The 26,731-nt window shown below is 42.7% G+C and carries 24 protein-coding genes; 10 read left to right on the top strand and 14 right to left on the bottom strand.

Annotated elements, in window-relative coordinates; all coding sequences use genetic code 11:
- The first annotated feature begins 157 nt into the window (after positions 1 to 157).
- Together MmiHf6_RS04645 and MmiHf6_RS04650 are read left to right on the top strand one after the other, a co-directional pair.
- Positions 158 to 400: a hypothetical protein gene (locus MmiHf6_RS04645; RefSeq protein WP_316558536.1), complete on the top strand. Its 243-nt coding sequence runs from the start codon at positions 158 to 160 to the stop codon at positions 398 to 400.
- Between the two features lie 156 nt (positions 401 to 556).
- Positions 557 to 718 (top strand): hypothetical protein, encoded by a 162-nt coding sequence (locus MmiHf6_RS04650; RefSeq protein WP_316558537.1) that lies wholly within the window; start codon positions 557 to 559, stop codon positions 716 to 718.
- A gap of 33 nt (positions 719 to 751) precedes the next feature.
- Here the strand turns inward: MmiHf6_RS04650 and MmiHf6_RS04655 are convergent, their stop codons facing one another.
- The 7 genes from MmiHf6_RS04655 to MmiHf6_RS04685 all read right to left on the bottom strand — a co-directional run bounded on the left by MmiHf6_RS04655 (position 752) and on the right by MmiHf6_RS04685 (position 8,645).
- On the bottom strand, positions 752 to 1,591 hold the full coding sequence (locus MmiHf6_RS04655; RefSeq protein WP_316558538.1) for a protease inhibitor I42 family protein: 840 nt from the start codon (positions 1,589 to 1,591) through the stop codon (positions 752 to 754).
- 167 nt (positions 1,592 to 1,758) lie between these two features.
- Positions 1,759 to 2,940 (bottom strand): argininosuccinate synthase, encoded by a 1,182-nt coding sequence (locus MmiHf6_RS04660; RefSeq protein WP_316558539.1) that lies wholly within the window; start codon positions 2,938 to 2,940, stop codon positions 1,759 to 1,761.
- 619 nt (positions 2,941 to 3,559) lie between these two features.
- Positions 3,560 to 4,897 (bottom strand): cyclic 2,3-diphosphoglycerate synthase, encoded by a 1,338-nt coding sequence (locus MmiHf6_RS04665; protein WP_316558540.1) that lies wholly within the window; start codon positions 4,895 to 4,897, stop codon positions 3,560 to 3,562.
- Positions 4,898 to 5,047: 150 nt separating this feature from the next.
- Positions 5,048 to 6,214 carry a pyridoxal-phosphate-dependent aminotransferase family protein gene (locus tag MmiHf6_RS04670; RefSeq protein ID WP_316558541.1) on the bottom strand — a complete coding sequence of 389 codons (1,167 nt, stop codon included), beginning with the start codon at positions 6,212 to 6,214 and terminating at the stop codon, positions 5,048 to 5,050.
- A gap of 326 nt (positions 6,215 to 6,540) precedes the next feature.
- Entirely contained in the window at positions 6,541 to 6,864 is a 324-nt protein-coding gene (locus tag MmiHf6_RS04675) for a hypothetical protein (RefSeq protein ID WP_316558542.1), read from the bottom strand.
- Positions 6,865 to 7,350: 486 nt separating this feature from the next.
- On the bottom strand, positions 7,351 to 7,980 hold the full coding sequence (locus MmiHf6_RS04680) for a sugar O-acetyltransferase (protein ID WP_316558543.1): 630 nt from the start codon (positions 7,978 to 7,980) through the stop codon (positions 7,351 to 7,353).
- Between the two features lie 110 nt (positions 7,981 to 8,090).
- Positions 8,091 to 8,645 (bottom strand): CBS domain-containing protein, encoded by a 555-nt coding sequence (locus MmiHf6_RS04685; RefSeq protein WP_316558544.1) that lies wholly within the window; start codon positions 8,643 to 8,645, stop codon positions 8,091 to 8,093.
- Between the two features lie 269 nt (positions 8,646 to 8,914).
- Here MmiHf6_RS04685 and MmiHf6_RS04690 point away from each other — a divergent pair, with 269 nt between their 5' ends.
- Complete coding sequence (locus MmiHf6_RS04690) at positions 8,915 to 10,597, top strand: SulP family inorganic anion transporter (protein ID WP_316558545.1); 1,683 nt, start codon at positions 8,915 to 8,917, stop codon at positions 10,595 to 10,597.
- A gap of 241 nt (positions 10,598 to 10,838) precedes the next feature.
- Positions 10,839 to 12,731, top strand: coding sequence for a chloride channel protein (locus MmiHf6_RS04695; protein ID WP_316558546.1), 1,893 nt, complete (start codon positions 10,839 to 10,841; stop codon positions 12,729 to 12,731).
- 44 nt (positions 12,732 to 12,775) lie between these two features.
- Here the strand turns inward: MmiHf6_RS04695 and MmiHf6_RS04700 are convergent, their stop codons facing one another.
- On the bottom strand, positions 12,776 to 13,180 hold the full coding sequence (locus MmiHf6_RS04700) for a hypothetical protein (protein WP_316558547.1): 405 nt from the start codon (positions 13,178 to 13,180) through the stop codon (positions 12,776 to 12,778).
- A gap of 197 nt (positions 13,181 to 13,377) precedes the next feature.
- Here MmiHf6_RS04700 and ilvD point away from each other — a divergent pair, with 197 nt between their 5' ends.
- The gene (gene ilvD, locus MmiHf6_RS04705; protein WP_316558548.1) at positions 13,378 to 15,039 is read left to right on the top strand and encodes a dihydroxy-acid dehydratase; all 1,662 of its coding nucleotides are present in this window, start codon (positions 13,378 to 13,380) and stop codon (positions 15,037 to 15,039) included.
- A gap of 109 nt (positions 15,040 to 15,148) precedes the next feature.
- Here ilvD and MmiHf6_RS04710 read toward each other — a convergent pair whose 3' ends face one another.
- From MmiHf6_RS04710 to MmiHf6_RS04720, 3 genes are all read right to left on the bottom strand, one after another.
- On the bottom strand, positions 15,149 to 15,292 hold the full coding sequence (locus MmiHf6_RS04710) for a hypothetical protein (RefSeq protein WP_316558549.1): 144 nt from the start codon (positions 15,290 to 15,292) through the stop codon (positions 15,149 to 15,151).
- A gap of 737 nt (positions 15,293 to 16,029) precedes the next feature.
- Complete coding sequence (locus MmiHf6_RS04715; protein ID WP_316558550.1) at positions 16,030 to 17,157, bottom strand: class I SAM-dependent methyltransferase; 1,128 nt, start codon at positions 17,155 to 17,157, stop codon at positions 16,030 to 16,032.
- 96 nt (positions 17,158 to 17,253) lie between these two features.
- Positions 17,254 to 18,216 (bottom strand): replication factor C small subunit, encoded by a 963-nt coding sequence (locus tag MmiHf6_RS04720; RefSeq protein WP_316558551.1) that lies wholly within the window; start codon positions 18,214 to 18,216, stop codon positions 17,254 to 17,256.
- Between the two features lie 626 nt (positions 18,217 to 18,842).
- Between MmiHf6_RS04720 and MmiHf6_RS04725 the strand changes: the two genes are divergently transcribed.
- Positions 18,843 to 19,838 (top strand): DNA integrity scanning protein DisA nucleotide-binding domain protein, encoded by a 996-nt coding sequence (locus MmiHf6_RS04725; protein ID WP_316558552.1) that lies wholly within the window; start codon positions 18,843 to 18,845, stop codon positions 19,836 to 19,838.
- A 500-nt stretch (positions 19,839 to 20,338) separates the two neighbouring features.
- The gene (locus MmiHf6_RS04730; RefSeq protein ID WP_316558553.1) at positions 20,339 to 20,470 is read left to right on the top strand and encodes a hypothetical protein; all 132 of its coding nucleotides are present in this window, start codon (positions 20,339 to 20,341) and stop codon (positions 20,468 to 20,470) included.
- A gap of 125 nt (positions 20,471 to 20,595) precedes the next feature.
- Here the strand turns inward: MmiHf6_RS04730 and pyrI are convergent, their stop codons facing one another.
- Together pyrI and pyrB are read right to left on the bottom strand one after the other, a co-directional pair.
- A complete protein-coding gene (pyrI, locus tag MmiHf6_RS04735) occupies positions 20,596 to 21,099 on the bottom strand; it encodes an aspartate carbamoyltransferase regulatory subunit (protein ID WP_316558554.1) in 504 nt (167 codons plus the stop codon).
- A complete protein-coding gene (pyrB, locus tag MmiHf6_RS04740) occupies positions 21,096 to 22,031 on the bottom strand; it encodes an aspartate carbamoyltransferase (protein ID WP_316558555.1) in 936 nt (311 codons plus the stop codon). The genes pyrI and pyrB overlap by 4 nt, the downstream gene beginning before the upstream one ends.
- Positions 22,032 to 22,337: 306 nt before the next feature.
- Between pyrB and hxlA the strand changes: the two genes are divergently transcribed.
- Positions 22,338 to 23,633 (top strand): 3-hexulose-6-phosphate synthase, encoded by a 1,296-nt coding sequence (hxlA, locus tag MmiHf6_RS04745; protein WP_316558556.1) that lies wholly within the window; start codon positions 22,338 to 22,340, stop codon positions 23,631 to 23,633.
- A 203-nt stretch (positions 23,634 to 23,836) separates the two neighbouring features.
- Positions 23,837 to 25,009, top strand: coding sequence for a pyridoxal-phosphate-dependent aminotransferase family protein (locus tag MmiHf6_RS04750; RefSeq protein WP_316558557.1), 1,173 nt, complete (start codon positions 23,837 to 23,839; stop codon positions 25,007 to 25,009).
- 145 nt (positions 25,010 to 25,154) lie between these two features.
- Here MmiHf6_RS04750 and MmiHf6_RS04755 read toward each other — a convergent pair whose 3' ends face one another.
- A complete protein-coding gene (locus MmiHf6_RS04755; protein ID WP_316558558.1) occupies positions 25,155 to 25,466 on the bottom strand; it encodes a hypothetical protein in 312 nt (103 codons plus the stop codon).
- Between the two features lie 42 nt (positions 25,467 to 25,508).
- Here MmiHf6_RS04755 and MmiHf6_RS04760 point away from each other — a divergent pair, with 42 nt between their 5' ends.
- Positions 25,509 to 26,663 carry a hypothetical protein gene (locus tag MmiHf6_RS04760; RefSeq protein ID WP_316558559.1) on the top strand — a complete coding sequence of 385 codons (1,155 nt, stop codon included), beginning with the start codon at positions 25,509 to 25,511 and terminating at the stop codon, positions 26,661 to 26,663.
- Positions 26,664 to 26,731 lie beyond the last annotated feature (68 nt).

Below are 26,731 nucleotides of genomic sequence, written 5' to 3' on the forward strand. Positions count from 1 at the left end.
AAATAATGAAAACCGCTGTGCAAAGACACTGCGATCAATTGCGTTTTATACTCGGATAGAACGTTTGAATGAACCGTAAACATGATTATTCCTTTAATAACCTTTTCCTATAACTCCGGTTTATATATCTTCAGAGCCGATTCTTATCGGTGAGATTATGACGGAAATAATTTCGGAAAGAATGAAAATTGTAAGAATTGTTGAAAAGATCTGCGCAGTTTTTCTCTTATTATTTGTTTTCTGCACCGCCGCTGTTTTTTTAGCTTCTGTTTTTGAAATAAACATCGAAATTCCGAACAGCATTTTGTTTGTTTTAAAATGGGGTTTGATTATTTCGCTTATTCTTTTGATCATTACGGCAGCAATTGAATTTGTTACCGCTTTGAAGCAAAAACAATGACAAATGTTCGATTTTGATTCGTTGCATTTTTATTTATTTCAATTTGATTTCTTTTTATTTTATTTATTTCAATACAATTTCTTTTGAAATTATTTAATAAAGTCTAAATAGTTTTGAAAAATTGAAGGCTTTACTCAATAATTTGGAGAAACAAAAATGGCAACTTCATCATATACGACAAGATTGATTGTGAGAAATCCGAAATCCATAAAGATATTAGAAGAGCTTTTAGCAGCAGAAGGTAATTCCAGATTCAAAAAAGATGATTCGGGAGTGGATGTATTTGAAGAAATGCGTCGATGCCACGAACTCCTTTAACTCTTTTTTTCTGTGAAATTGCTGAATTTATACTCACAGAGATTCATCCCAATAAGGCACAGGTTCGCCTTTGACTGAATTATAACTGATCTTCCGAATGGATATTTTATTATTTTCATTAATATATACGTCACAAACAATTTCGGAGATTAAACCGATACCGATCCAATTCCCTAAATTCTCATTCACATAATTCATCGTTAATGTGATATCTCCTGAATTTTGCCCTTTCATTTCCCATGAGTGCCACCCATACCCAGGGTCTGTCTCATAATGATTGCTTGTTTGGTTTATAATCTCCAACATATCGGTTTGACTCTTTTCCAAATACCAATGATTATTTCCTGCACCCGTCGAGCTGACACATTGACCATCGAGCGTTAATAATGTCTTATCTTCACTGACACTTATTCCTTCTGTATACGGTCTGTTGTCTGTTCTGTTTCCAGAGAGTGAAGTAAACGATAAAATTTCCAATTCTCCTTCTGTATTTTTAATCATATAGGTGTATATTTCCGGAGTATAACGATTCCCCGAACGAATATACTCAAATTTCAATACAGTGATTCCCTTTTCGTTTCCTTCAAAAATCCATTGATGTTTTCCAATTCCCTGTGATGCTTTATCAGTCGGAATTTTTTCATCTGCGGCTATTTTTAAAACATCTTCGGTTTCCATTGTAAGTTCCCACCGGAAGTCGGAATTAAAATCTTCATCAAAAAGCATTGTCAGCGTTGTATTATTTTCAGAAATAGTCGCTGTTTTTGTAAAATTATCCGGCTCAAACGAATTACTGTCGTTTAAAAGACAGCCGGATGTACCGATTTCCAATATCAAAAAAATAAAAATGGTGAATAATGTTGTTTTTTTCATATTTTCCCATAATTATTATTTTAGTTATATATCTGTCGTCATCTTTTTATTTTGACGCTATGCCGGAAAATCAATTCCGGCAAAAAGAAAAAAAGTTCGGCATGAAGCCGAGTTTTATATTGTTATTTATTTCTGAACGGTGACCGCTATCACGATCAAACCCGTTTTCACTTTTTCAATTGCTTATACAATCTCGCCTGAAACCCGTGATATTTACAATATCCCTCGGCATCTTTTTGATCAATTGTTTGGCTGTCAAAAGACACCAAATCTTCGGAATAAAGCGCAAACGGCGATTCGCGGGCAACCGCAATCAAACTGCCTTTGTAAAGCTTTACTTTGACGGTTCCCGTCACGCGTTCCTGTGTTTTGTCGATGAACGCATTTAAATCGGCGTAAAGCGGCTCTTCTGTAAGTCCCTGATATGCGAGTTCGGACCATTGCGCGTCAACCGCTGCCTTGAATTTCAATTCGGCGCGTGTGAGCACAAGCTGTTCCAAATCTTTGTGCGCTTTGAGAAGAATCGTTGCCGCCGGATGTTCATAATTTTCGCGGGCTTTGAAGCCGAGTATGCGGTCTTCCACCATGTCGGAACGTCCGACGCCGTTTTCGCCGCCGATTTGATTCAATTTTTTAATCAAATCATAACCTTTCATTTTTATGCCGTCAAGCGATATCGGAACACCGTTTTCAAAACCGATGTCAATCAAAGTTGCTTTGTCGGGCGCGTTTTCCGGCGCAGTCGTCCACTCGTAAATTTCTTCCGGCGGAACAAAGCTCGGATCTTCCAAGCGGCCGCCTTCGATGCTGCGGCTCCATAAGTTTTCGTCAACGCTCCACGGCTTGTCTTTGGTTGCGGCAACCGGAATGTTATGACACTTGGCGTATTCGATTTCCCATTCGCGCGTCAGATTGCGTTCGCGCATCGGAGTAATCACGTCTTTGCCGGTGGAACGGAAAATCGTTTCAAAACGAAGCTGATCATTTCCTTTGCCGGTGCAGCCGTGAGCGAATGCGGAGGCACCTTCTTTTTCGGCGACTTCAACCACCTTTTTGGCAATCAAGGGTCTTGCAATCGAAGTCCCCATCACATAACCCTCATAGTCGCCGTTGGCTTTGATCAGCGGAAAAATGTAATCGGAGACGAATTCGTCTTTGGCATCAATCGTGTAATGTTTGTCGCTGATGAGTTTTGCTTTGTCTTCCGCGGCTTTCACTTCATGTTCGGGCTGACCGACGTCTACGGAAACCGTAATGACTTCGTCAAAGCCGTAATCTTCTTTAAGCATCGGAATACAGACGGAAGTGTCAAGACCGCCCGAGTAGGAAAGAATTGCTTTTTTAACCATTGTTTTTTTCACTTTTTAAGAAAAAATAATCAATTATTCTTAAAGTTTTTTCATACATATTATTAATTATATTTATCACGACACCCGTTTTGATAAACAATAATAACGGCGAATGATTTGAAAAAATAACGAAAAATGAAGCGGCTCGCGCGCGGCAGTGACCGGAGCAGCAACAAAAACAGATCCAGTCACGGCAGCAGCAATTAAAAACAGTTGCAGACTGTTCCGCTAGCAGGGGCAGGCAGCAAAAGACAGTTGCACGAAAGCGTTTTGTCGAAGTCGAATCTAATAATAAAAAGGCAGAGCGTTTTTAGTTTTTCATTCATTTTTGATTCAATTGAAACATCATTTTTATCAAAATATTCAAAACGGAACGCCAATTTTTAATGAAATCCATTTTTAAATTTAGGATTTTATCGGGCGTTCAGGTTTACCGATTTTGAAAATTGGATGTTTAGGTTTCATTCAAAAATAAAAAGGAAACAAGGGTCGGGTTTGAAAATCAAAATGAAAACGGAGCAGCTCACGCGCGGCAGCGGCTGTCGAACCGGCATAAATAGAATTGACAAAAAAAGAAAATAGAAAAAGCCGCGAGGCGGCTTCTTTGTTTTATCTAATCTTAATTTTTGATTTTCTTAATGAAATCCGTCAAAACATCTTCCATATCGGGATGACCGATTTCTTGAAGGCTGTAGTTGACGCGCGTATTGGGTTTGTCGATTTTTATGACGCGGGCGAGATCAATCGGCGTTCCGATGATCACACTGTCGCAATCGGTGCGCTCAATCGTGGCGGCCAAATCTTTCATCTGCTCTTCGCCGTAGCCCATTGCGGGAAGCAATCCTTTGACATGCGGGTAAATGCGGAATGTTTCCGCAATTTTCCCGACCGCATACGGTTTCGGGTCAACGATTTCGGAAGCTCCGAAACGCTTGGCGGCGACAATACCTGCGCCGATTCCCATTTCACCGTGCGTGAGCGTCGGTCCGTCTTCAATGACTAAAACGCGTTTGCCGCGAATGACATCGGGGTCGTCCACAGTGATTGTGGAGGCGGCATCAATAACCGTCGCGTCCGGATTGACGCGCTCGATATTGCGTCTGACGGTTTGAATATTGTCAAAGTCGGCGCTGTCGATTTTATTGATCACAACGACATCAGCGATGCGAAGCGTCACTTCGCCTGGGTAATACGAAAGCTCGTGTCCCGGGCGGTGCGGGTCAACGACTGTGACCATCAAGTCAGGCTTGTAAAACGGAAAATCGTTGTTGCCGCCGTCCCAAAGGATGACATCGCACCCGTCAGGGTCGTTTTCTGCGGCGCGCAAAATCGCTTCATAATCGACGCCTGCATAAATGACGTTGCCGCGCGCGATGTGCGGCTCGTACTCTTCCATTTCTTCGATGGTACAGCTGTATTTTTTCAAGTCGTCGATTGCGGCAAAGCGCTGCACTTTTTGAGCGACGAGATCACCGTACGGCATCGGGTGACGGATAGCGATGACTTTGAGACTGTGCGCCATCAAAACTTCTGCAATGCGGCGTGTGGTCTGGCTTTTGCCGCAGCCCGTGCGCACTGCGCCGACAGCGATAACGGGCTTTGTGCTTTTGAGCATGGTGTTTTTGTAGCCCATCAGTGTAAAGTCCGCGCCGGCGGCGTTGACGATTGCGCTGATGTGCATCACTTCTTTATACGGCATGTCGCTGTAAGCAAAGACGCACTCATCGGCGTCCAAGTCTTTGATGAGGCGCGGCAGTTCTGCCTGCTCGTAAATCGGAATGCCTTCGGGATAAAGGCTGCCGGCAAGTTCGGCGGGATATTTGCGGCCGGCAATGTCCGGAATCTGCGCGGCGGTGAAAGCAACGACTTGGCAGTCGGGATTGTCGCGGTAATAAGTGTTGAAATTATGGAAATCCCTTCCGGCGGCACCGATGATGATGATTTTACGCTGTGACATTTCGTTCTCCTGTATTCATTTTTTATATTTTTAAACTTTATTTTAAATATTTTTTTAAATTTTATTTTAAATTTTATTTTTAAATAAATTTTATTTTAAATTTTATTTTCAAATTTTTATTTTTGAAATTTTTATTTTTAAAAGATTCATTTACTCGTAAAGCTTTGCCATTGTTTTTCCGGCAATATCCATGACGGCACCTGTTTCTTCGCCGATGCCCATGTCGTAGAGAACCTGTTCAAGTTCGGAAAGCGTTGTCATGATGTTGGTCGGCGTTGTTGCGCCCATTGAGCCGATCCTGAAAATTTTGCCTTTCAAATCGTCCTGACCGCCGGTGATGATAACGCCTCTTTTGTTCATCGCTTTCTTAATTTCTTCGGCATCGATTCCGGCAGGCGCTTTCATTGCGGAAACCGTATTCGAATAAGCGCTGACTTCATTGAGCTGCGGGAACATTTCAACGCCGAGCGCGGTAACGGAGTCGCGGACAGCTTTTGTCATTAAAAAGTGTCTTTCGATTCTCTTGTCAACGCCTTCTTCTTCGACGATTTTCAAAGCTTCCTGAAGCGCGTAGAACAAAGAAACGGCAGGCGTGTACGGGGTTTCTTTTAGTTCTTTGTTTGCGCTTTTGTGATATGCGACCAAATCTAAATAATACGGGCGTGTCGTCACGTTTTCCATTTCGGCAAGCGCGCGTTCGTTTGCGGCAACAACGGAAATTCCGGGCGGTGCTGCAATACATTTCTGTGATCCGGTGACCGCGATGTCGACATTCCAGTCATCGATTCTGATGTCGTCGCCGCCGAGTGATGAAACGACGTCAAGAATGAAGTACGCGCCGAATTTTTTGGCAAGTTCGCCGACTTCGGCGGCGGGGTTTCTGATTGCGGTGGATGATTCGTTGTGAACCATCGTAATTGTTTTAATGTCGCCTGCAGCGAGTTTTTCTTCAACGGCCGCCAAATCAACGGATTTGCCCCATTCAAATTCGAGCGGAACGACATTGCCGTATTTGCCTGCGATTTTCTTGAATCTCTGACCGAATTTACCGTTTTCGATGGCGAGGATTTTGTCGTCTTTGTTGTTTAAACAGCCGACAGCGGCTTCCATACCGGCGGTTCCCGAGCCTGAAATGACGGACACATTTTCCTGAGCGGTGTTGAAGAGTGATGCTGAAATTCTCTGACAGTCATCGTAAATGGCGGAGAATTCTTTTCCGCGGTGGTTGATCATCGGTTTGGCCATTGCCATTAAAACACGCTGCGGGACCGCGACCGGTCCGGGCATCATCATTAATTTATCTTCGGTTTTAATCATAAGTTATACCTGCTTCTGTTTCATTTGCCGTTTTTGTGACAGAAAAATAATTTTTTAGTACGTTTTGTTATATAAAACTAAATCTTTTTTTTGGATTCAGACGAATTAAATCATTTCAAATAATAAATCTAATCCTTCCTTTTTTGATTGAACTCCATTATAACTTTTTGGTCATTAATATTTTTGTAATAAATATTTGTTCCAGCCATTTTTAATTTTTCATTTTTTAATTATGTATTAGATTTCTTTTTTGGTTATTTTTAAAAAATGCAAATCTCGTTTTTGTTTGTTTTTTTAAAATGCAAATCTCGTTTTTTGATTTTTTTTCAAAAATTTGTGCGGCTCGCGCGGCGGCGGCTGCTGCCGGCAACGCAAACCTGATTGCAAGCGGAAACAGAAACCTCCCTCCCACTGCAAACAAACACCTCCCTCCCACTGCAAACAAACACCTCCCTCCCACTGCAACCTGAAATTTTGTGAGGCGAAGCCGAGCAAAATTTTATGCCAACGGATTTCTTAAAAAAGAACAGATGCAAGCAGAAACACAAACCTGATCCGACAGTTGCAACGCAAATCGCCCCACAGTGACAAATTAAAGACAGTTGCAGACGAGCAGGCTCAGCAGGAAGCTGACAGCAAAAGACAGTCACAAGACGGCACTTTGCAAAAGCTGAAAAGCAATTAACAATAAGCGGTTTTGAATATTTTATTTTGTATGGGAAGAATCCGCCAAGTCTCGTTTCCTCGCTGCGCTCGGAAACTCAACTTGCGGGGGGCGGCGCTTTGACTTTTCAATTAAATTTCAAAATAAATCGAAACATCACCTTTCACCAATTTTCTTCAAAAACGGAACGCCTTCTTTTCAATAAAATTGAAATTTTTAAGAGTAGGGTTTTATCGGGCGTTCAGGTTCACCGATTTTTGAAAATCGGATGTTTAGGTTTCATCCGAAAATAAAAAGAAAAGAAAATTGAAGAAAAGAGAAGATAATGAAAAGAGAAATAAAAAAAGATGAAAAAAGAGATGAAAAGAAAAGATGAAAAGAGAAATAAAAAGAGAAATAAAAAGAGAAGAAAAAAGAGAAATGAAAAAAGAGATGAAAATAAAAACGGGATTGAGAATTCAAGTTTCTTAAATCATTTTTTCATTTTCTTAAATTCTTCTTTCGTTAATTTTTTGAAATATTTTTCTTTTAATTTGACTTCATCTTGGTCAATTGTTCGGACAACGCGGCAGGGATTGCCGTACGCGATCGAATTCGAGGGAATATCTTTTGTGACGACGCTACCCGCGCCGATGACAGAGTTGTCGCCGATAGTAACGCCCGGGCAAACGGAAACGTGGCCGCCGATCCATACGTTATTTCCGACGATGATCGGAAAAGAGTATTCGATGAATTTATTTCTCATTTCAATGCCTAACGGATGCCCTGTTCCGTAAAAGCCGACATTGGGACCGATCATGACGTTGTTTCCGAATTTGATTTTCGCGCCGTCAAGCATGACGCAGTTCATATTTGAAAAGAAATTGTCGCCGATTTCGATGTTGTAACCGTAATCGCAGTAAAACGGCTGTTCAATCAGGAAATTTTTGCCGGTTTTGCCGAACAGTTTTTTGATAATTTTATTCCGTTTTTTAAAATTCGTCGGCTTGCAGTGATTATATTTGTGATACAAGTTTTTTGCGCGGTGGCGTTCTTTTTCAAAAGATTTGAGCGCGGAGTCATAAAATAATCCTGCGGCCGCTTTTTCTTTTTCGGTTATCATAAATATCAGTGTTAAAAATTAATTATTATGAATTTTAAAAAATGAATATAATATTAAATTTAAATCTAAAATTAATTAAAAATCAATCAAAATGAAATGTCGCCGAAGAATTATCCGTTGACGATTTTCATAATGTCGCTTTTGGTGATCACGCCTGTCACGACTCCTTTTTCCATGACAAGAACGGCCGGACTGCGCTCCAAAATATGAGAAACGGTTAAGACGGAAGCCGTTTGCGGAACGGTCGGGAAGGATTCTTCCATTAAATCCGAAACAATTATTCCCGTAAGTGATTTTTTAACGGCGATTGTTCGAACGACGGCGCCTTCGGACAAACTGCCGACAGGAACGCCGTTTTCAATAACGGGTAATTGGGAAATGCCTTTTGAATTCATGATTTGAACAGCTTCTTCAAGCGGCTGTTTCGGCTGTACATGAATGACGGGCGAGCTGATGATGTCTTTGGCAACGATTTGCTGCTCTTTTTTCACTTCATCAAAAGCGGTGAGGATTTTTGCAACGGTTGAAAGACGCGGGTCGACGTCGCTCATTTCAATGCGCGCAATCAGCGGCTGGCTGACACCGGCGCGCTTCGCCAAGTCGCTTTGGGTCAGCCCCAACTCTATTCTTTTCTTTTTTAAATCCTCAGGCGTCGGTAATTGCATAGAAATTATTACTGAAAGTAATAGTATTTAATATTTCAGCCGAAATTTCGGGAAAATTTTGATTATTTTTTTCATTCAGTCAAATTCTGTCATGATAAAATAAATCAAATTTATTAAAAACGTAACGAATAAAAGATATTATATGTCATTTATTTTGTCATTTTTCCTGTCATAATTATATATACCTGGAAGATAATTCATTTGTCGCTGATAATTCCTCATTCCGAAGAAGTATTTGCTGATTCCGCTTTTAGGTTGGTTTGATAAATATGCCTGAGACTCATCTGTCCAAAGATTCCGTTACAAATTATTTCAAAAATATGTTTGTTTTCGACCTCCGGGCCGGATTTATTACTGCAATCGTAGCTTTGCCGCTCTCTATCGGCTTTGCTGTCGCATCCGGCGTCGATGCGTCGACAGGCATTTATACGGCAGTCATTGCCGGCTTTTTAGCTTCCCTTTTCGGCGGCTCCAAATATTCAATTACCGGACCGACAGGAGCGATGTCCGTCGTCGTTTTAACAGCGATTTCTCAATACGGATTGGAAGGATTGTTTTTGGCAACTGTTCTCGCAGGCTTGATTCAAATCATTTTAGGAATTTTAAAAGTCGGAAAAATTATCAAATTCATTCCGCTCCCGCTGGTTTCAGGATTCACGGGCGGTCTCGGACTGATGATTATTGTCAGCCAAATTCCCAATGCGCTCGGCCTGACGCTTCCCGAATATGAATCCACATTTGAAATGCTTGTTCTTGTTTTGGAAATGATTGGAAACACCAGCATCGTCGCGGTTTTAATGACGCTTGGCGCAATCCTTCTGATTCGTCTTCTGCCGCGTCTGACAAAAGGAAAAAAATATTTGGCATCTGTTCCGCCGACAATTATTGCGATTCTCCTTGCAATGATTTTGTTGGTTTATTTCGGCTTGGACATTCCGACTGTTGGCGCAATTCCGGCAAAGCTGCCGACTTTTTCATTTTTCAGCATCAACCTCCGCCTTACCGTAAATGTTTTGCCGTTTGCATTTATGCTTGCACTTTTGGGAACGCTTGAGTCACTTCTCTGCGCTGTCGTCTGTGACGGAATGACTGCAACAAAGCATGACAGCGACCGTGAGTTGATCGGGCAGGGAATTGCAAAAGTCGTAACACCTTTTTTCGGCGGTCTGCCGGCAACAGCGGCGCTTTCCAGAAGTACGGTCAACATCCGCGAAGGTGCCAAAACGCGCATGAGCGGAATTTTGTGTGCCGTATTCTTGCTTTTGATTATGTTGTTTTTCGGCCGTCTCGGCGCTTATCTTCCGTATGCTGTCGTTGCCGGCGTTTTGTTCTGCGCTGCGCTTCCGATGATCAATGTTCGTGAATTCCGAATCATGCTGAATTATGACCGTATTGACGCCGCAATTTTCGGAATTACATTTATTCTGACAGTATTTGCAGATTTGATTCTCGCGCTTGAAGTCGGTATTTTGATGACGATGATTAAATTCATGTATGATATGACGAAATCGGTTCAAATAGATTCGATCGAAGAATACGACTCGGCTGACAGCATCGAAAAAATCCGTATGTTTCAAAAAAAATTCGGCGACAAATTGGCAATTTACACGATCAACGGTCCGTTTTTCTTCGGAGCGATGAATATTTTTGATCAAAAAGTCAACGTTCACCTGCCCGAAAAACGCCAAGTTATCATCATTCGTATGCGTCATGTTCCGTATGTGGACGCAACGGCAACGTCGAGGCTGGATGAATTCATCACTCAGCGAAACAAAGAGAACAGATACGTTCTTATTACAGGAATCCGTCCCGTTGTGAAAAAACATTTGCTCCGCGATGAAGATTTCGATACGCATGTGAGAAATAAGGAGGTTTATTTGTTTGATTCAACAGAGATTGCCGTCCGATATGCGGTTAATGAAATTTTTCCAAAATTCGAGAACAATAAATGAAAAACGAATAATTTTATATTCTCAAACCGTATATCACAAAAAGTTTCACAAATTCAAAAACGGGATGCATTAAATTCATTTCATAATATTCATTTCAGAATATTCATTTCAGAATTTATTTCAGAATATTCATTTCAGAATATTCATTTCAGAATTTATTTCATCGCTTCATAATTTCACAATTTCCACAATTTCAAATTTCACAAATATTATTGGTTTGCAAACTTAACGGACGGTTTACGTGGCAGGTGACACCTTAGATTCAACTCACTCCGGAAAATCTTTTGAGGGTAGGATTTTCTCACTTAAACAGCAGGCAAAGAAGCAGGCACAGAACTTCTATACGCCGACTGTCAAGATTTCCTTAATCGCGATTATCATCGGCATTTTAACCGGCGTTCTCATCGGCATTTATACTCTTTTAATGGATTTTTTAAGCGGCGCTTTTTACGGCGGCAACTCGATTTTTGAATATTACGGCATTCCCGCTTGGACGATTATTCTCGTTCCGATGCTCGGCGGTCTTGCTGTCGGTTTCATTCGAAAATATTTCTTAAAAACACATTACGGCGTTGAAAGCGTGATTGAAGCATCCGCGCTTCACGGCGGTCGCCTGAAAGCCAAATACGCGCTCGGCGAAGCATTCCTGTCCGTCATCACAATCGGGACAGGCGGCTCGGCCGGCAAAGAAGCGCCGGGCGTTTTAATGGGCGCGGGCGCGGGTTCCGTTGCCGCAAAAGTGTTCAATCTGCGCGGCAAAAGTCTCCGCGTCTACCTCGGCTGCGGTGCAGCGGCCGGCATTTCCGCCGCATTTAACGCGCCGCTTGCCGGAATCGTCTTCGTCGTTGAAGTCATTTTCGGCGAACTCGAAGCCAAAACATTTATCCCGATCGTTCTTTCATCCGTTTTTTCAACATTCGTTTTTCAAGCATTTTTCGGATCCGACGCGCTCAGTTTTCCGCATTACAGCTTATCGCAGCCGCTTTACGAATTCTGGCTTTTCCCCGTCCTCGGCATTTTAGCGGGAATCGCTTCCGTTTTATTCATCAAGATCTTCTATTTCATTCGCGAATTCTTTAAAAATCTGAAAATCCCCTCCATTTTCAAACCCGCAATCGGCGGAATTATCGTCGGTCTCATCGGCTGGTATTTCCCGCAAATACTCGGACTCGGCTATGATGTGATGTTAGACGCTGTTGCCAATCCGCTTCCAATCATGCTTTTGCTCGCGCTCATCATTCTCAAAACGCTTGCCTTTTCATTCACGATCGGCTCCGACGGCGCCGGCGGCTCAATCGTCCCTTCCATGTTTGTCGGCGTCATGCTCGGCTCCGCTTTTGGTTTGGTTTGTGATTCTCTCATCCCCGGACTTTCCGTCAGCCAGGGCGCGTACGCAATTGCCGGCATGGGCGCCGTTTTTGCGGGCACGTCCAACGCGACATTTACGTCTATCATTCTGCTGATGGAAATGACGCAGGACTACGGATTGATTCTGCCGTTTATGGTTGCCTGCGTTCTCAGCAACGCCGTTGCGCGTAAAGCCAATCCGGAAACCATTTTTACGGAAATGATTCGAAGGAAAGGCTACACGATTCGCGGCGGCCGCGAAATCGATGTCATGGAATCCATTTTGGTCAAAGATTCGATGTATCCGCATCCGCAAACCGTGTTCGAAGACAATTCGATTGAAGCGCTTTCGGCGATCATGCAAAACAGCAAACATGCCGGATTTCCGGTCCTCAACCGCAGCGGTGAACTGACGGGTTTGGTCACGATTAAAGATATGCAGGAAAAAATGGATATTGAAAATGAAGATCAGAAAATCAAAGACATCATGACAACCGATGTGCTTGTCGCTTATCCGTTTGAAACGCTGGATACCGTTTTGGACAGAATGGTCAGCCGCGATGTTTCCCGCCTGCCGGTCGTGATGAAATCGAACCAGAAAAAGATGGTCGGAATCATTACGCAGAAAGACATTATGAACGCGTACAACAAGAGCGTTTTGACAAAAGTTCAGACTGTCGGCGATGACAATGAATATTCCGATGAATATGAAGGCGCGGATGAAAAAGAGGATGAAAAAGGAAATGAAGTTTCGGAATCGGATTCAAAAGACACGAAATCTTCTTGAAAAACGTCAGTCTATTTTTTCATATCTTTTTGAAAAACGTCGGTCTATTTTTCATATCTTTTTGATAAACGCCGGTCTATTATTTTCATATTTTTTTGAGAAACACAGCCTATTTTTTCATATCTTTTTGAAAATGCAGCGGGTCGCGCGGGCGGCGCCATGCGCAGAAAAAATCGCGCAGCGATTTTTTCAATAAACACCTCCCTCCAATCGGAAACAGAAACCTCCCTCCAATCAGAAACAGAAACCTCCCTCCAATCGGAAACAGAAACCTCCCTCCAATCAGAAACAAACACCTCCCTCCAATCGGAAACAAACACCTCCCTCCAACTGCAAACCAGCGAAGCCTGAAAAATCGCGAAGCGATTTTTTACAAACACCGCCCTCCCCCTGCCCGATGAAATTTTGTGAGAGGCCGACCGAAGGTCGGTCACGAGCAAAATTTGCAAACACAAACCTGACTCCAACTGCAACCTGAAATTTTGTGAGAGGCCGACCGAAGGTCGGTCGCGAGCAAAATTTTATGTCAACAATTTTTGAGATTGATTCGTTTTGCCGCTGTCAGACACAACAATTTTAATACACTTCTGTTCTTTTTCTATTCATTCAGATATTCAAATTTTTAAATAATTATCAGGCGACAATTATGAGAAGTGATAATGCAAAAGAGGGACTTGAGAGAGCTGCCAACCGCTCTTTGCTCAAAGCGTTGGGTTTGACGGATTCCGAACTCAAAAAACCGTTCATCGCGGTCGTGAATTCCAAAAACGAAATTGTTCCGGGACATATTCATTTAGATAAAATCGGAGAAGCCGTAAAAGCCGGCATCCGCAATGCAGGAGGCGTTCCTTTCGAGTTTCAGACAATCGGCGTCTGCGACGGCATTGCCATGGGACATGACGGAATGCGTTATTCGCTTCCGAGCCGCGAGCTGATTCAGGACACAATAGAGGTGATGGTCCGCGCGCATCAGTTTGACGGTATGGTTTTGATCCCGTCGTGCGACAAAGTCGTTCCCGGACATTTGATGGCCGCGGGCGAGCTTGACATTCCCGCAATTGTCATAACCGGCGGACCGATGCAGCCCGGCTTTGCCGACGACACCGATTTGGATTTGATTTCCATGTTTGAGTTTGTCGGCGCCGCCAAAAACGGCGAAATAACGGACGAAAAATTAAAGATGATGGAAAACAACGCCTGTCCCGGGTGCGGCTCTTGCTCCGGCATGTTTACGGCAAACACGATGGCGTGTATGACCGAAGCGCTCGGCTTGTCGCTTCCCGGCTGCGCAACGTCGCCGGCGGTGGACGCGAGCAAAATCAGGCTCGCCAAAGAATCCGGCGAACGCATTGTTGAAATGGTGAAAGAAAATCTGACGCCGCGCCGAATCGTGACGAAAAATTCGTTTGAAAATGCCGTGATGACGGATATGGCAATCGGCGGCAGCAGCAACACGGCGCTTCATTTACCCGCGGTTGCGAATGCTTTCAATATCGAGTTGACGCTTGATGATTTTGATCGGCTCAGCAAAAGCACGCCGCACATTGTTTCTTTGAGACCTGCCGGTTCATGGTTTATGACGGACTTTGACCGCGCGGGCGGTATTTACGCAATTTTGGATCGCCTCGGCAGCCGTGTTATGAAAGAGGAAATGACGGCAAACGGCAAAACAGTCGGCGAAAATCTGAAAGAAATGGTTTTGATCAACCCCAAATTCAATCAAAAAGTGATTCAAACAGTTGAAAATCCGGTTCATAAAGAAGGCGGAATCGCGATTTTGAAAGGCAATCTCGCGCCCGACGGTTCTGTCGTCAAGCAGGCGGCAGTCAGTGAGAAAATGATGAAACACATTGGTCCCGCGCGCGTTTATGACAGCGAAGAAGACGCGATGTCTGCGATTATGAACGGCAAAGTTAAAGCAGGCGACGTTGTCGTTATCCGCTACGAAGGTCCGCGCGGCGGTCCGGGGATGCGTGAAATGCTGTCTCCGACGGCAGCGATTGCGGGTCTCGGTTTGATTGAGTCCGTTGCGCTTGTCACGGACGGGCGTTTTTCCGGCGGCACGCGCGGTCCCTGCATCGGACACGTTTCGCCCGAAGCATCGGAAGGCGGTCCGATCGGGCTTGTCGAGGACGGCGATATGATTGAAATCGATATTCCGAACCGAAAACTTAACGTGATGGTGAATGACAATATTTTGGAAGAGCGCAGAAAATCTTTCAAGCCGATTGAAAAGCCGGTTGACGGGTATTTGAAGAAATACAGAAGAACAGTAAGATCAGCCAATCACGGCGCAATTGTTGAATAATACAGATTCGAATTTATTTTTCGAATCTTTTTCTTTATTTTTTGGTAATATTTTATTCATCTTGAAAATTAAAGGAAAAAAGATGTTTGGATTTATACAAATATAAAAATTATTCATGCAATTTCTTTCTGCCCGTAAAAGGGCTGTAAACAGTCATGCTCGGGCTTTTTTCAGAATAATTAATCCCTGTTGCAGTTTTGCCGGATGTATCTTCTTTTTCAACGACAGTTTTATTCTTGTTTCTTTTAAACATATTTGATCGCCTCAAGTGTATTTGTTAGATCGGCAACTGTAAATCCTATATATAATAAAGAATGCCTAAAGCAATCGGCAAACAAAGAGCTGTATACTGAAATATGAATTCTTTAATTATATATCTGTTTCTTCTGTCATTTATTTCTCTTCTGCACAAATGCATTCTGTTCAGATCTCGCAATACAATTTATTAAGATCTATTCCGTTTTTCATTGCGGTTTTGTATTCTTCATCCATCTTTTCGATGGTTCCCATATCCTAATATTTATTTTGAATTTGTGTTTTAACGGAATAAACGAGACTGAAAAGTAAGAACATGTAAATCAAAACAAGAAATAATACCAATCGACATCCTTCTAAATCCAGAATATCAAATGAAATAAGATATAACACAACGATTGAATATATTGAGATTATTGTGAATATTCCGTTTGCCTGATTCAAAAAAATCTTTTCTCTTGCTTTTTCTGTTTCATGCCCCAAAGTTCCAACTTTTTTCAGCTGTCTGATAAATTCTTGCTTATCGTTTTCGTTTTGTTCTTCATTTTGTTCCTGCACATTCATAATTTTTAAACAAAAATTCAATATGATAAGTCTTTTTTAATTTTTCATGATATGAAAATTTAATTAATATAATTCTGAAATCTATTGAATACACTTATTTCAAAAATACATCAATTCACGAAAAATTAGAACAAGAGAAATGTAATCAAAAAAAATTGAAGATTCAATAATTTATTTTTGAACAAAATAAATCCAAGAATCATAATTCGTTTCATCATCACGATTATCAACAATCGCACCATCAATTCCTTTTTCCTTTAAATGATCAGCAATCATTTTTGCTTCATGCTCTTCCCGAAGCGTCAGCAAAAGAAAACCGTCTTCTTTTAACATTTTTAAAGCTTCGTCGGCAATCGAAAACCAAACATCTTTGTTGAATTCATAAACCGTCCCGACCATAAAACCGATGACGGTATCAAACTGTTCAACATTCATGTTTCTTGAAAGCGTTGTCGCATCCATTATGATCGTTCTCTCGGGTTTTAAAACGCCGTGGGAAAGGCCGATACAAATATCTTCTTCATTGATGTCAACGCAAATCGGATTGACATTTTCATCATAAAGCGCAAGCGTTGACATGCCGTTGCCGCAGCAGATTTCAAGAACAGATGATTGCGGCGCTAAAAACTCTTTTTTTGAGTTTTTGATTTCGGAACTTTCATCTTCGATGTTTTCGGTTTTGAAACTTTCGGCTTTTGCGATTTCCCGAACTTTTTGAATCGTCGCCGCCGCTTTTGACACGCGTGCGGGAGAATAAATCGAATCGTAAGTCGGAATTGTTTGATCAGCTTCCTCGAAAAAAGCAAGTGCGTTTTTTGAATAATATTCACGAACGTCATCCGCCATTTCTTCAGGTGAAATTTCAATTTGATATGTCGGACAATTCAAAACAGCCGACTTTGAAATCAATTCGGGAAGAATCGAATAAAAAGCGCTTTTCGTTTCCAAATCAGAGATGACGGGCGTAAAAACCAAACAATTTCCCGTATCGGGAAGCGACGAATCTGCTGACGGCTGTCTTTCAACCATCACAAATCCGACAATGGAAGCCTGCGCGCTGCGCCGAATAAATTCTGCCGTGTCGGCAGGATTTTTTTCAAAAATCGGACTGTTTTCATAAAGCAAAAGAACAGTTTCAAAATCAAATTGACCCGCTTTTTTCATTTCAACAAGCTCTTCCAACTGCGGAATCCCTGAATAGAGAAAACGCTGGGAAGCGAAATCGTCTTCCGTTAAATAAAATGAAGCATTGATGCCGAGCTTTTGTAAAAAAAGCGCCGATAAATTTGACATTTCCATTCTTGTGCCCGATTCTGTTTAAATCTGTTTAAATCTGTTTTGTTTCTATGATTCGCGGAATGATTGCTTTTATTAATTATTTCATCAATTATTTCATTAATTGTTTCTTCGAAGCAATGCAAAATGAGCGATCAGCGCTTCCAACTGAATCTTTTCATTTGCGCCTTCCGTGATCCTGAAATCGGTTTCGCCGACAGCGTCAATCAATTGAATCATTTCGCTGTCGCTCAAATTTTCGATTTTGAAAAGCGCCCGATAAATCTGATTCATCACATCGTCGGCGGAAAGTCCCTGTTCAAAAACGAGAACATTCAATTTGTCACGCGCGTTTTTGAATTCGCCCGCAAGCGCCGTTTGAATCAAATCCAAAACATCTTCGGGGCGCGCCGTTGCCGTAATTTTGTAAACGGTTTCTTCATCAATATCTCTTTGAATAAAAGCAGCCGCCTGAAGCGAGTTGACCGCTTTTCTCATGTCGCCGCCGGAAACATAAACAAGCGCTTTCAAACCGTCTTCCGTGATCGTTAAGTTTTCTTGATCGGCAATATACTGAACGCGTTTAGAAATCGCGTCATCCGTTAAACTTCGGAATCTGTAAATCGCGCAGCGTGATTGAATCGGCTCAATAATTTTAGAAGAATAATTGCATGAGAGAATGAAACGGCAGTTACCGCTGTATTTTTCCATCGTTCTGCGAAGTGCCGACTGAGCGTCATTTGTCAGCGCGTCGGCTTCGTCAAGGAAAATGATTTTAAACGAAGCGCCGCCGATCGGCGCGGTTTTCGCAAATGTTTTGATTTTATTTCTGACAATATCAATACCGCGCTCATCAGACGCGTTGAGTTCCGTGAAATTTTCATTCCAGTATTCGCCGAACAATTCGCGCGCGATCGAAACGGCGGACGCGGTTTTGCCGACACCCGGCGGACCCGTAAAAAGCAGATGCGGCAGATTTTTTGAGCTGACGTAAGACTTTAAGCGCTCGACCGTTTCCTCCTGACCGAAAACATCATCCAGCTTCATCGGGCGGTATTTTTCAACCCAGATTTCTTCTCTCATAAATCAGATTCCTTTAAAATCGTTATTGGTAACTCGTTGTAAATAAATCGTCATAAGTAAAATGAATGGATAAAATAAACAAAATGTGAATTGAAAATAGAACGAATCTTATTAATTCTTTTCTTTTTGTTTTTCACTCAATTCATACCTGCCAATATTCTTCAATTTTGTTCTGTATTTTTCATATTTTTGTTTTAATTTTTCATTCGTTTTTCTTTTATTTTCATTTTCCGGTCGGCGCGAAGCGGCGGACGGACTTGAAACGCAGTTTCAAGTTTTTCCTTTTATTTTCTTTTTTCTTTAATTTTCATTTTTCCTTTTTTCATTTTTCCTTTTTTCATTTTCTTTTTTTTCTTTTTATTTCATCTATTTTTTTATTTTCATTCTATTTTTTAGTTTATTGTCGAAAATTTCAAATCTGATTTCGACAAATTCACGTGACGGGTACTGAAAAAATTCATAGAGGAGAGTAAAAAGTATATATAAAAGAAGACTGATTCTAAAATATATATAACAAATTTTGGGTAAAGATTCTGATTTTTAATCCTGAATTGTAAAACGATTTCAAACCAAAAAAATTGATTTTAATTCTCAATTTTTTATTTTTCATTATACAGTGACCTGTCATGGAAGAAGTAACAGAAAAGCAGGAAGTTAAAACGGCACTTGAAAACCCGATTTTTAACGCTTCCGCATCGGATGACCTCTGCGGCATCCTTCTCAAAGATTCTGTCAGACATTTGGCAAAGCTGACGGAAGCCGTTGCTGTCTTCACATTCGGAAATATTGATACCAAATCTTTCAAAGATTTAGATATTCCCGTCATCGACATCACTCAAATCAAAACAATTATCGAGAAACTGACTTACCTCAGAAATGAAAATCAGTTTCAAATCCAGGAAGTTTCCGAATCCATCAAAACGGAAGCCGACAAAAACGCATCTCTTCTGATGAGCGCAGCAGCTGTCGAATACAGCCTCGGGACAATTCCCTGCGGCATCGTGCTCGGTCTCATTCGCACGCAAAATTCCTATTCGCTTGTCGTTCACAGCATGGAAGAAAATGAAACAGTGCAGACCGTCCGCGAATGTGAAAAGCGCGTCACGCCTGAGACATTCAGAAACGTGCTTCACCTGTCTCTTAACATCGCAATGAAAGGAAGAGAAGGCAAAAAAGTCGGCACCGCTTTTGTTCTCGGCGACGAAGAAGAAGTTTTGGAACGCTCCCACCAAATGATCATCAACCCGTTCCGCGGCCAGGATTCCGAAATCAACATCAACAAAAAAGAAACTTGGGAAACCGTGATGGGTTTTGCACAGCTTGACGGCGTTTTTATCATTTCCGAAACCGGCAAAATCCTTTCCGCCGGCCGCTATTTGGATGTCGACACGCGTGACATTCACATTGAAAAAGGTCTCGGCACACGCCATCTCTCTTCTGCGTCTATCACGCGCGACACCAATGCAATCGCCGTTGCCATCTCCGAGTCGGGCGGCACGATCCGCGTTTACATGGACGGCAAAGAAGTCGTTTACGTCGAGCCGGGCGCATCACTTGTCGTGGTCGAAGGCGACGGCAGCCTGCGAACAGCCAAGCCTGTTTCCGAATTACCGTTGGACTGAATCCGCGCAGAGCAGCGCCGCCGCGCGCGAGCCGCTTCAGTTTTATTTTGTTTTTCAAATTTGTTCTTCTGTTTTATTTTGATTTTCAAACTCGTCTTTCGTTTTTATTTTGTTTTTTGGACGAAACCTAAACATCAAATTTCCTAAATTGGTGAACCTGAACGCCCGATAAAATCCTAAATATATGTTTTAGATTTTGGAAAAAAGAAGGCGTTCCGTTTTTGAAAATTTTAATGAAAAACGATGTTTCGATTGAATCTAACATTATATGAAAAGACAAAATACCGCCCCTCAATCGACGAGTTTCCGAAGCGCAGCGTAGGAAAGGAGGAGATTGAGATTCAAACCATCCAAAACGAAAAATCAAAAAACATATTGCATTTTGATTGCATTCGGCTCCGGCTGAGCCTGCTCGTCTGCAACTGTCTTTTGCATTTGCCGCGTGCATCTGCTCATTTAAATCATGACCCGGTGGCATTAAATTTTGCAGTGGGAAGGAGGTGTTTGTTTCCGGTGGGAGGGAGGTGTTTGTTTCCTGCGGGAGTCAGGTTTCCGTTTGCCGCTGCTGCCGGCAAACTTGCAGCCGGGCAGCTGCCCGCCGCCGCGCGAACTGCACAAATTTTAAAAAATAATTGAGAAAGAGGGGACGTGTTTTAAAAAAGAATTGAAAAAATGATTAAAAAAAGAATTGAAAAAAATGATTGGAAAAAGAATTGGAAAATGATTGGAAGAATGAATGAAAATAATTATTGAAAAATTACTCAATAAATTTGATCAAATCTTCCGTCATTATGCTTTCACAAAAAACGCATCTGAGAACGAGTGATTTAACTTTTTCATTTTCTGAGACAATAAATTTTGTTTCAATCGGTTCGCTGCTGTTTGTAATACAATTCGGATTGATGCATTTCACGATTCCGCAAACGGATTCCGGTTTTTGGATCGGTCTTTTTTGAACCACTTCAAAATTGCGAATGATATTGAGCGTCGCCTTGGGCGAAATCAGAGAAATTGAATTCACTTCTTTTTCCGTCAGTTCGCGCCCTTCAATTTTAACGACATCTTTGTCGCCGCGAGAGCCGCCGGCATTCATCACGACACTGACCGTATTTGTGAAATCGCCGTTCACTCTGAGAATATTTAAAACATTCAGCGCCTGCCCCGGCGTAATATGGTCGATCACGGTTCCGTTTTCAATCGCCTTGATTCGAAGATCATTTTTGTCGCCGAGCCTTGCCGAACGCTTTTTTTCACCGGTCATCTTTTCGCCTCCGGAATCTTGTCTTCCATCCCGAGAACTTTACAAAGAATCGCCATTCGCACAGGAACGCCGTAGAAAGCCTGCTTAAAGTAAGCCGCGTGAATCGTGTCATCCACATCATATGAAATTTCGTTCACGCGCGGGAGCGGATGCATGATCTTCATATCAGGCTTGGCCGACTGGATCAGTTCTTTTGTGATACGCATGCTGTTTGAAACGCGGTTGAATTCCGTCGGGTCGGGGAAGCGCTCTCTTTGAATGCGCGTCATGTAAAGAACATCAATGTCATCGATCACATCTTCCATGTCGTGTGTAATCGTCACGTCAATATTTGCTTTTCTTAAATCATCCACAATTCTTTCGGGAAGCTGCAATTCGGGCGGTGAAACTAAATTGATTTTTGCATGATAGCGAGAAAGAGCGTAACAAAGAGAATGAATCGTGCGGCCGTATTTTAAATCGCCGGCCAAAGCGACATTTAAATTTTCAAGATGACTTTCACGTTTGATTGTGTAAAGGTCTAAAAGAGTTTGCGTCGGATGATGCCCCGCGCCGTCGCCGCCGTTAATGATCGGCGCGGACGAACATTCCGAAGCCATCAGCGCAGCACCTTCACGCGGATGCCGTAAAACAACAGCGTCAGCGTATTGCGATGTCACGCGAATCGTGTCAGACAGCGATTCACCCTTGGCAATGGAGCTTGCTTCCACCTGCCCCAAGTTTAAAACTTGTCCGCCGAGACGAAGCATCGCCGTTTCAAAAGACATGCGGGTTCGCGTGCTTGGTTCAAAAAAGAGAAGCGCCAGGACTTTGCCGTCCATAATTTTGGACGAAACCTCGCCTCTTGCAATCGGCTCCAGCTTTTCGGCCAGTTCCAATATTTCGTCATACATTTCCGTTGTGTATTCCCGCGTTGAGATTATGTGATGCATCGGCCGCATAGTGACTCCTTTTGTTTGTTCAAATGTTGGTTGAAACAACGAACTCGGATATAACCTTTGTTATTTGTTGCCTCATTGTTAAACGAGAGAATTCAATATAAATTTACTGTGTTTTTCAAACCGTGTTTTCAAAAATTCGGAATGATTTATTAAGAGGAATGAAATAAAACGAAGTAATTACTCTTTCATTACTTTTTATAATTTTTATTATTTTTATTTTAAATTAAATTTTAAATTGAATTTTAAAATAAACCTAAAATAAAATCAAAAAATCAATAATTCCCCGAAGGAATTCAAATGGTTAAAATTCAAGTTGCTTTAGATGTCATCGAATCCGACCGCGCCGTCAAAATTGCCGAAGAAGCCGTTTTGGGCGGTGCCGACTGGATCGAAGCCGGAACGCCGCTGATTAAAAGCGCCGGCATGGACATCATTCGAAGACTTCGCGAAACTTTTCCGAACAATATCATTCTCGCCGACATGAAAACAATGGATGTCGGCGCAGCAGAAGTTGAAATGGCCGCCAAGTCGGGCGCAAATGTCGTCACCATTCTGGCAGCGGCAGACGATGCCGTCATTCGCGACTCTCTGCTCTCCGCCAAAAAATACGGTGTCCGCATCATGGTCGACTTGATCTCATCTCCGGATCCGATTGCGCGCGCCAAAGAAGTTGAAGCGCTCGGAATTGATTTGATCAATGTTCATGTCGGAATCGACGCGCAGATGACGGGCGAGTCCCCCATTGAAAAGCTGAGAAAGCTGGCGGCTGAGACGGACATGGAAATCGCCGTTGCGGGCGGACTGAATCCGGAGACGGCGCTGATTGCCGCTCAAACGGGCGCAGACATCGTAATCGTCGGCTCTTACATTATCAATTCCGATAACGTCAAACAGTCGGCGGCAGAAATCAGAAAAGCGGTTGATTCAAGCGAATCTGGTTCAATTGAATCGGCGGAATCAAACAAAAAATCAAAAGAAGAAGAAATGATTGAAATTTTCAGAAAAGTTTCCACTTCAAACATATCAGACGCCATGCACAGAAAAGGCGCGATGCAGGGCATTTCATCAAAAATTCCGGGCAAAAAAATTGTCGGAAAAGCCGTCACTGTTCGAACTTTCGGCGGCGACTGGGCAAAACCTGTTGAAGCGATCGACATCAGCGAACCGGGCGACATTGTTGTCATTTACAACGGCGACCGTGACATTGCGATGTGGGGCGGGCTTGCGACGCTGACGGCTGTCAACCGCAAACTCGAAGGCGTTGTCGTTGACGGCGCGATTCGCGATTACGATGAAATTCGGCAGTCGGATTTTCCGGTTTTCGCGGCAAATATCGTTCCGAACGCGGGCGATCCGAAGGGTCTTGGGGAAATCAATGTTGAAATCGTCTGCGGCAATCAAACCGTCAATCCGGGAGATTATATCGTCGGAGACGACAGCGGTGTTGTCGTTGTTCCGAAAGACCGCGCTTATGAAATCGCGCGCCGCTCCGAAGAAGTTTGGAAGCGCGAAAAAAGACTTTTTGATGAGATCAATAACGGCAAAACACTTGCCGGCGCTCTTGAACTTTTGAAATGGGAGACGCGGAAATAATTCGGGATATGAATGCGTTTTTAAAAATAAGACTATTTGACCGATATTATTTTATTCTTCTTTAGATTTTTGTCTTTTTTATTTTTGTTTATTTTCATTTTTGATGACTTCATCTATTTCATTAAAATTAAATCATTCAAATAAATCATTCAAATAAATCATAACATAAATCCTAATCATAAATCCTATATTGGGGGCCGTAATTGTTGAGACAAAGAAGACCAAAAGTACCTGATGTGCCGCTTTTGATGACACCCGGACCGACGCAGGTTCGCGAAAATGTCAGAATCGCTCGCGCATATGAGATGACAAATCCGGATATCGATTTTAAATTTTTCAAATTCTACAGAAAAACTTGCTTAAAGCTGGCTGCTTTTATGAACACGGAATCACAGGTTCTGATTTTAAGCGGCGAAGGAATGGTGGCGCTTGATTCCGCCTGCGCTTCCTTAGCCGAACCGGGCGACCGTGTTTTAATTATTGACAACGGCATTTTCGGCGAAGGATTTGCCGACATGGTGAAAGTTTACGGCGCCGAGCCTGTTGTTTTTAAAGGTGAGCGGACGCGCGGAATTTCTTATGAAAACCTGCGCGAATTTTTGGAAAAGGATTCCGATTTCAAATTCGCGACAATCGTTCATTGTGACACGCCTTCCGGTGTTTTAAATGATTTAAAAGAAATCTGTCCGCTTCTCAAATCTTACGGCATTCTGACGGTTGTCGACGCCGTTTCTTCGATGGTCGGCGAACCGCTTTTCACGGACGATTGGGCAATCGATATTTGTATCGGCGCATCCCAAAAAGGATTTTCCGCGCCGCCCGGCTTGGCTTTCTTAAGCATCAGCCCGGACGCGTGGGCGGCAATTGAAGGCCGCAAAACGCCGATTCCGTCTTATTATTGTAATCTGCTGCTCTGGAAAAACTATTTCGAAGACGCTTGGTTCCCGTATACGCCGCCGATCGGCGATATTTTCGCGTTTAAAATTGCGCTTGATAATGTGTTAAAGGAAGAAAACGCACTGAGGCGGCATCGGAAGATTGCGAAAGCCGTCCGAAAAGCCGTCATCCGTTCAGGTTTGTCTCTTTATTTAAGATCCGATTACTGCAGCACGGTCACAGCGGTAAATGTGCCCGAAGGCATTGACGGCGAAGCTTTGATTCAAAAAATGAAAGATGAGCACGGCATTTTAATCGGCGGCAATTTCGGATATTTGAAAGGAAAAGTGATTCGAATCGGACATATGGGTGAAAACGCCCGCTTAGAATATGTTTCGGAAACATTGAAAGCGCTTCAGCTGACGCTTGAAAGCGAAGGTATATTTTTAAGAGCGGATATGGAATCCGTTTTTCTTGAAGAAATGGTGAAAAAGAGATAAAGAAGATTTTCTTTTTCTTCACTTTTTCATTTTTTTGTTTTTCTATTTTATTTTTTAAAAAATGCAGATTTTATTTTCGATTCTTTATTCAAAATACAGATTTCATTTTCGATTCTTTTTTCAAAAATGCAGATTCCATTTTCGATTATTTTTCAAAAAATTGTGCGGCTCGCGCGGCGGGCGGGCAGCTGCCCGGCTGCTGCCGGCAGCAGCGGCAAACGGAAACCTGACTCCCGCCGGAAACAAACACCGCCCTCCCGCTGCAAACAAACACCGCCCTCCAACTGCAAACAGAAACCTGACTCCGCTCGGAAACAGAAACCTGACTCCAACTGCAAACCGGCGAAGCCTGAAAAATCGCGAAGCGATTTTTTACAAACACCGCCCTCCCCCTGCCCGATGAAATTTTGTGAACGGCAGCCGTTAGGCTGCCGTGAGCAAAATTTAAACTAAACATTTTTATCCTTTTTTCCCTTTAGGTTAAGCAGGTGATAAAACAATGGTTCGAGACGCTCGAGGAATAACAAGGTTTCTGAGTGTTTGTTTTATTACGTTTCTTGCGGTTTTGGCTGTTTCCATAGGGGCGGGAGCAGTTTACAGTATTTACACATTAACAGATTATTCATCCAAATCAACCGTTCCGGTCGTTATTCCGACAACGGCTGAGCCGGAATATGAAGAAACGGAAACACCGTCTTCAATTTCAGCCGTAGAAGTCGACACCGTTTACTCTTCAGAATATTATACGCGGACATATAATTGGACGTATTCCGGATATGAACAATCGATCACGGTTTCGATTCCGACGGAATATTATGATTATTACCGCAACAAATCCCATTCGGGAAAAGACTTTGATCATTACGCGCTTTCCGAAGACGATCGCGTTTTCTTGAATAAAATGATTGACGCTTTTGAAGAACAAGGCGAAATCCATAATTTCACGGCGGATCAAAACGTTTTGAACGTTATTGCTTTTGTTCAGGCGATGCCTTACACTTCCGACAGCGTGACGACCGGCTACGACGAATATCCAAGATATCCGATCGAAACGCTTGTTGACGGCGGCGGCGATTGTGAAGACAGCGCGATTTTGGCGGCAGCGCTTTTGCTTGAAATGAGCTACGGCGTTGTATTGATTGAACTTCCCGGACACATGGCGCTTGGCGTGATGGGTGATGAAAACATCAGCGGCACATATTACGAGTACAACGGCAGCCGGTATTATTATGTTGAAACAACGTCAACCGGATTTGCACTCGGTGAACTGCCTCCCGAATACGAAGGCGCCACGGCAAAAATCTATAATATGAGCCCGATGCCGTCAATGAATATTGAAATTTTGGCTGAATATGTCGACAGCGACTGGAATTATGTTTATTACCGCGTTCGCTGCGATGTAACAAACACGGGACCGACAACTGCTCAAAATGTGACCGTTGTCGTTCTTGCCGAAGCCGAGCCGTTTGATTTGACGCGCGTTTGGTCTCAAAGCGGCGAAATCAACATTGGAACGCTTGCAGACGATGAATCCGGTTGGGTCGAATATACCGTTTCAATTCCCAAACGGAATCAGACACGATTTACCTGCGTTGTTTACGGCGACAATTTCAATCAGGATTACGCTTACACGAGAGTTGCTTTCATCAATTGATGATTGCAGAAAAATTTTAACGGAATTGATATTCATTCATCATTTCCGTTTGTCATTTTTTATTTTGA

This window comes from Methanimicrococcus hongohii, from assembly GCF_032594095.1.
Classification (GTDB): domain Archaea; phylum Halobacteriota; class Methanosarcinia; order Methanosarcinales; family Methanosarcinaceae; genus Methanimicrococcus; species Methanimicrococcus hongohii.

Coding starts and splice junctions, on each gene's coding strand:
- MmiHf6_RS04645 (WP_316558536.1), top strand. CDS start 158: ATGACGGAAATAATTTCGGAAAGAATGAAAATTGTAAGAATTGTTGAA.
- MmiHf6_RS04650 (WP_316558537.1), top strand. CDS start 557: ATGGCAACTTCATCATATACGACAAGATTGATTGTGAGAAATCCGAAA.
- MmiHf6_RS04655 (WP_316558538.1), bottom strand. CDS start 1,591: ATGAAAAAAACAACATTATTCACCATTTTTATTTTTTTGATATTGGAA.
- MmiHf6_RS04660 (WP_316558539.1), bottom strand. CDS start 2,940: ATGGTTAAAAAAGCAATTCTTTCCTACTCGGGCGGTCTTGACACTTCC.
- MmiHf6_RS04665 (WP_316558540.1), bottom strand. CDS start 4,897: ATGTCACAGCGTAAAATCATCATCATCGGTGCCGCCGGAAGGGATTTC.
- MmiHf6_RS04670 (WP_316558541.1), bottom strand. CDS start 6,214: ATGATTAAAACCGAAGATAAATTAATGATGATGCCCGGACCGGTCGCG.
- MmiHf6_RS04680 (WP_316558543.1), bottom strand. CDS start 7,980: ATGATAACCGAAAAAGAAAAAGCGGCCGCAGGATTATTTTATGACTCC.
- MmiHf6_RS04685 (WP_316558544.1), bottom strand. CDS start 8,645: ATGCAATTACCGACGCCTGAGGATTTAAAAAAGAAAAGAATAGAGTTG.
- MmiHf6_RS04690 (WP_316558545.1), top strand. CDS start 8,915: ATGCCTGAGACTCATCTGTCCAAAGATTCCGTTACAAATTATTTCAAA.
- ilvD (WP_316558548.1), top strand. CDS start 13,378: ATGAGAAGTGATAATGCAAAAGAGGGACTTGAGAGAGCTGCCAACCGC.
- MmiHf6_RS04710 (WP_316558549.1), bottom strand. CDS start 15,292: ATGTTTAAAAGAAACAAGAATAAAACTGTCGTTGAAAAAGAAGATACA.
- MmiHf6_RS04715 (WP_316558550.1), bottom strand. CDS start 17,157: ATGGAAATGTCAAATTTATCGGCGCTTTTTTTACAAAAGCTCGGCATC.
- MmiHf6_RS04720 (WP_316558551.1), bottom strand. CDS start 18,216: ATGAGAGAAGAAATCTGGGTTGAAAAATACCGCCCGATGAAGCTGGAT.
- MmiHf6_RS04725 (WP_316558552.1), top strand. CDS start 18,843: ATGGAAGAAGTAACAGAAAAGCAGGAAGTTAAAACGGCACTTGAAAAC.
- pyrI (WP_316558554.1), bottom strand. CDS start 21,099: ATGACCGGTGAAAAAAAGCGTTCGGCAAGGCTCGGCGACAAAAATGAT.
- pyrB (WP_316558555.1), bottom strand. CDS start 22,031: ATGCATCACATAATCTCAACGCGGGAATACACAACGGAAATGTATGAC.
- hxlA (WP_316558556.1), top strand. CDS start 22,338: ATGGTTAAAATTCAAGTTGCTTTAGATGTCATCGAATCCGACCGCGCC.
- MmiHf6_RS04755 (WP_316558558.1), bottom strand. CDS start 25,466: ATGTTTAGTTTAAATTTTGCTCACGGCAGCCTAACGGCTGCCGTTCAC.
- MmiHf6_RS04760 (WP_316558559.1), top strand. CDS start 25,509: ATGGTTCGAGACGCTCGAGGAATAACAAGGTTTCTGAGTGTTTGTTTT.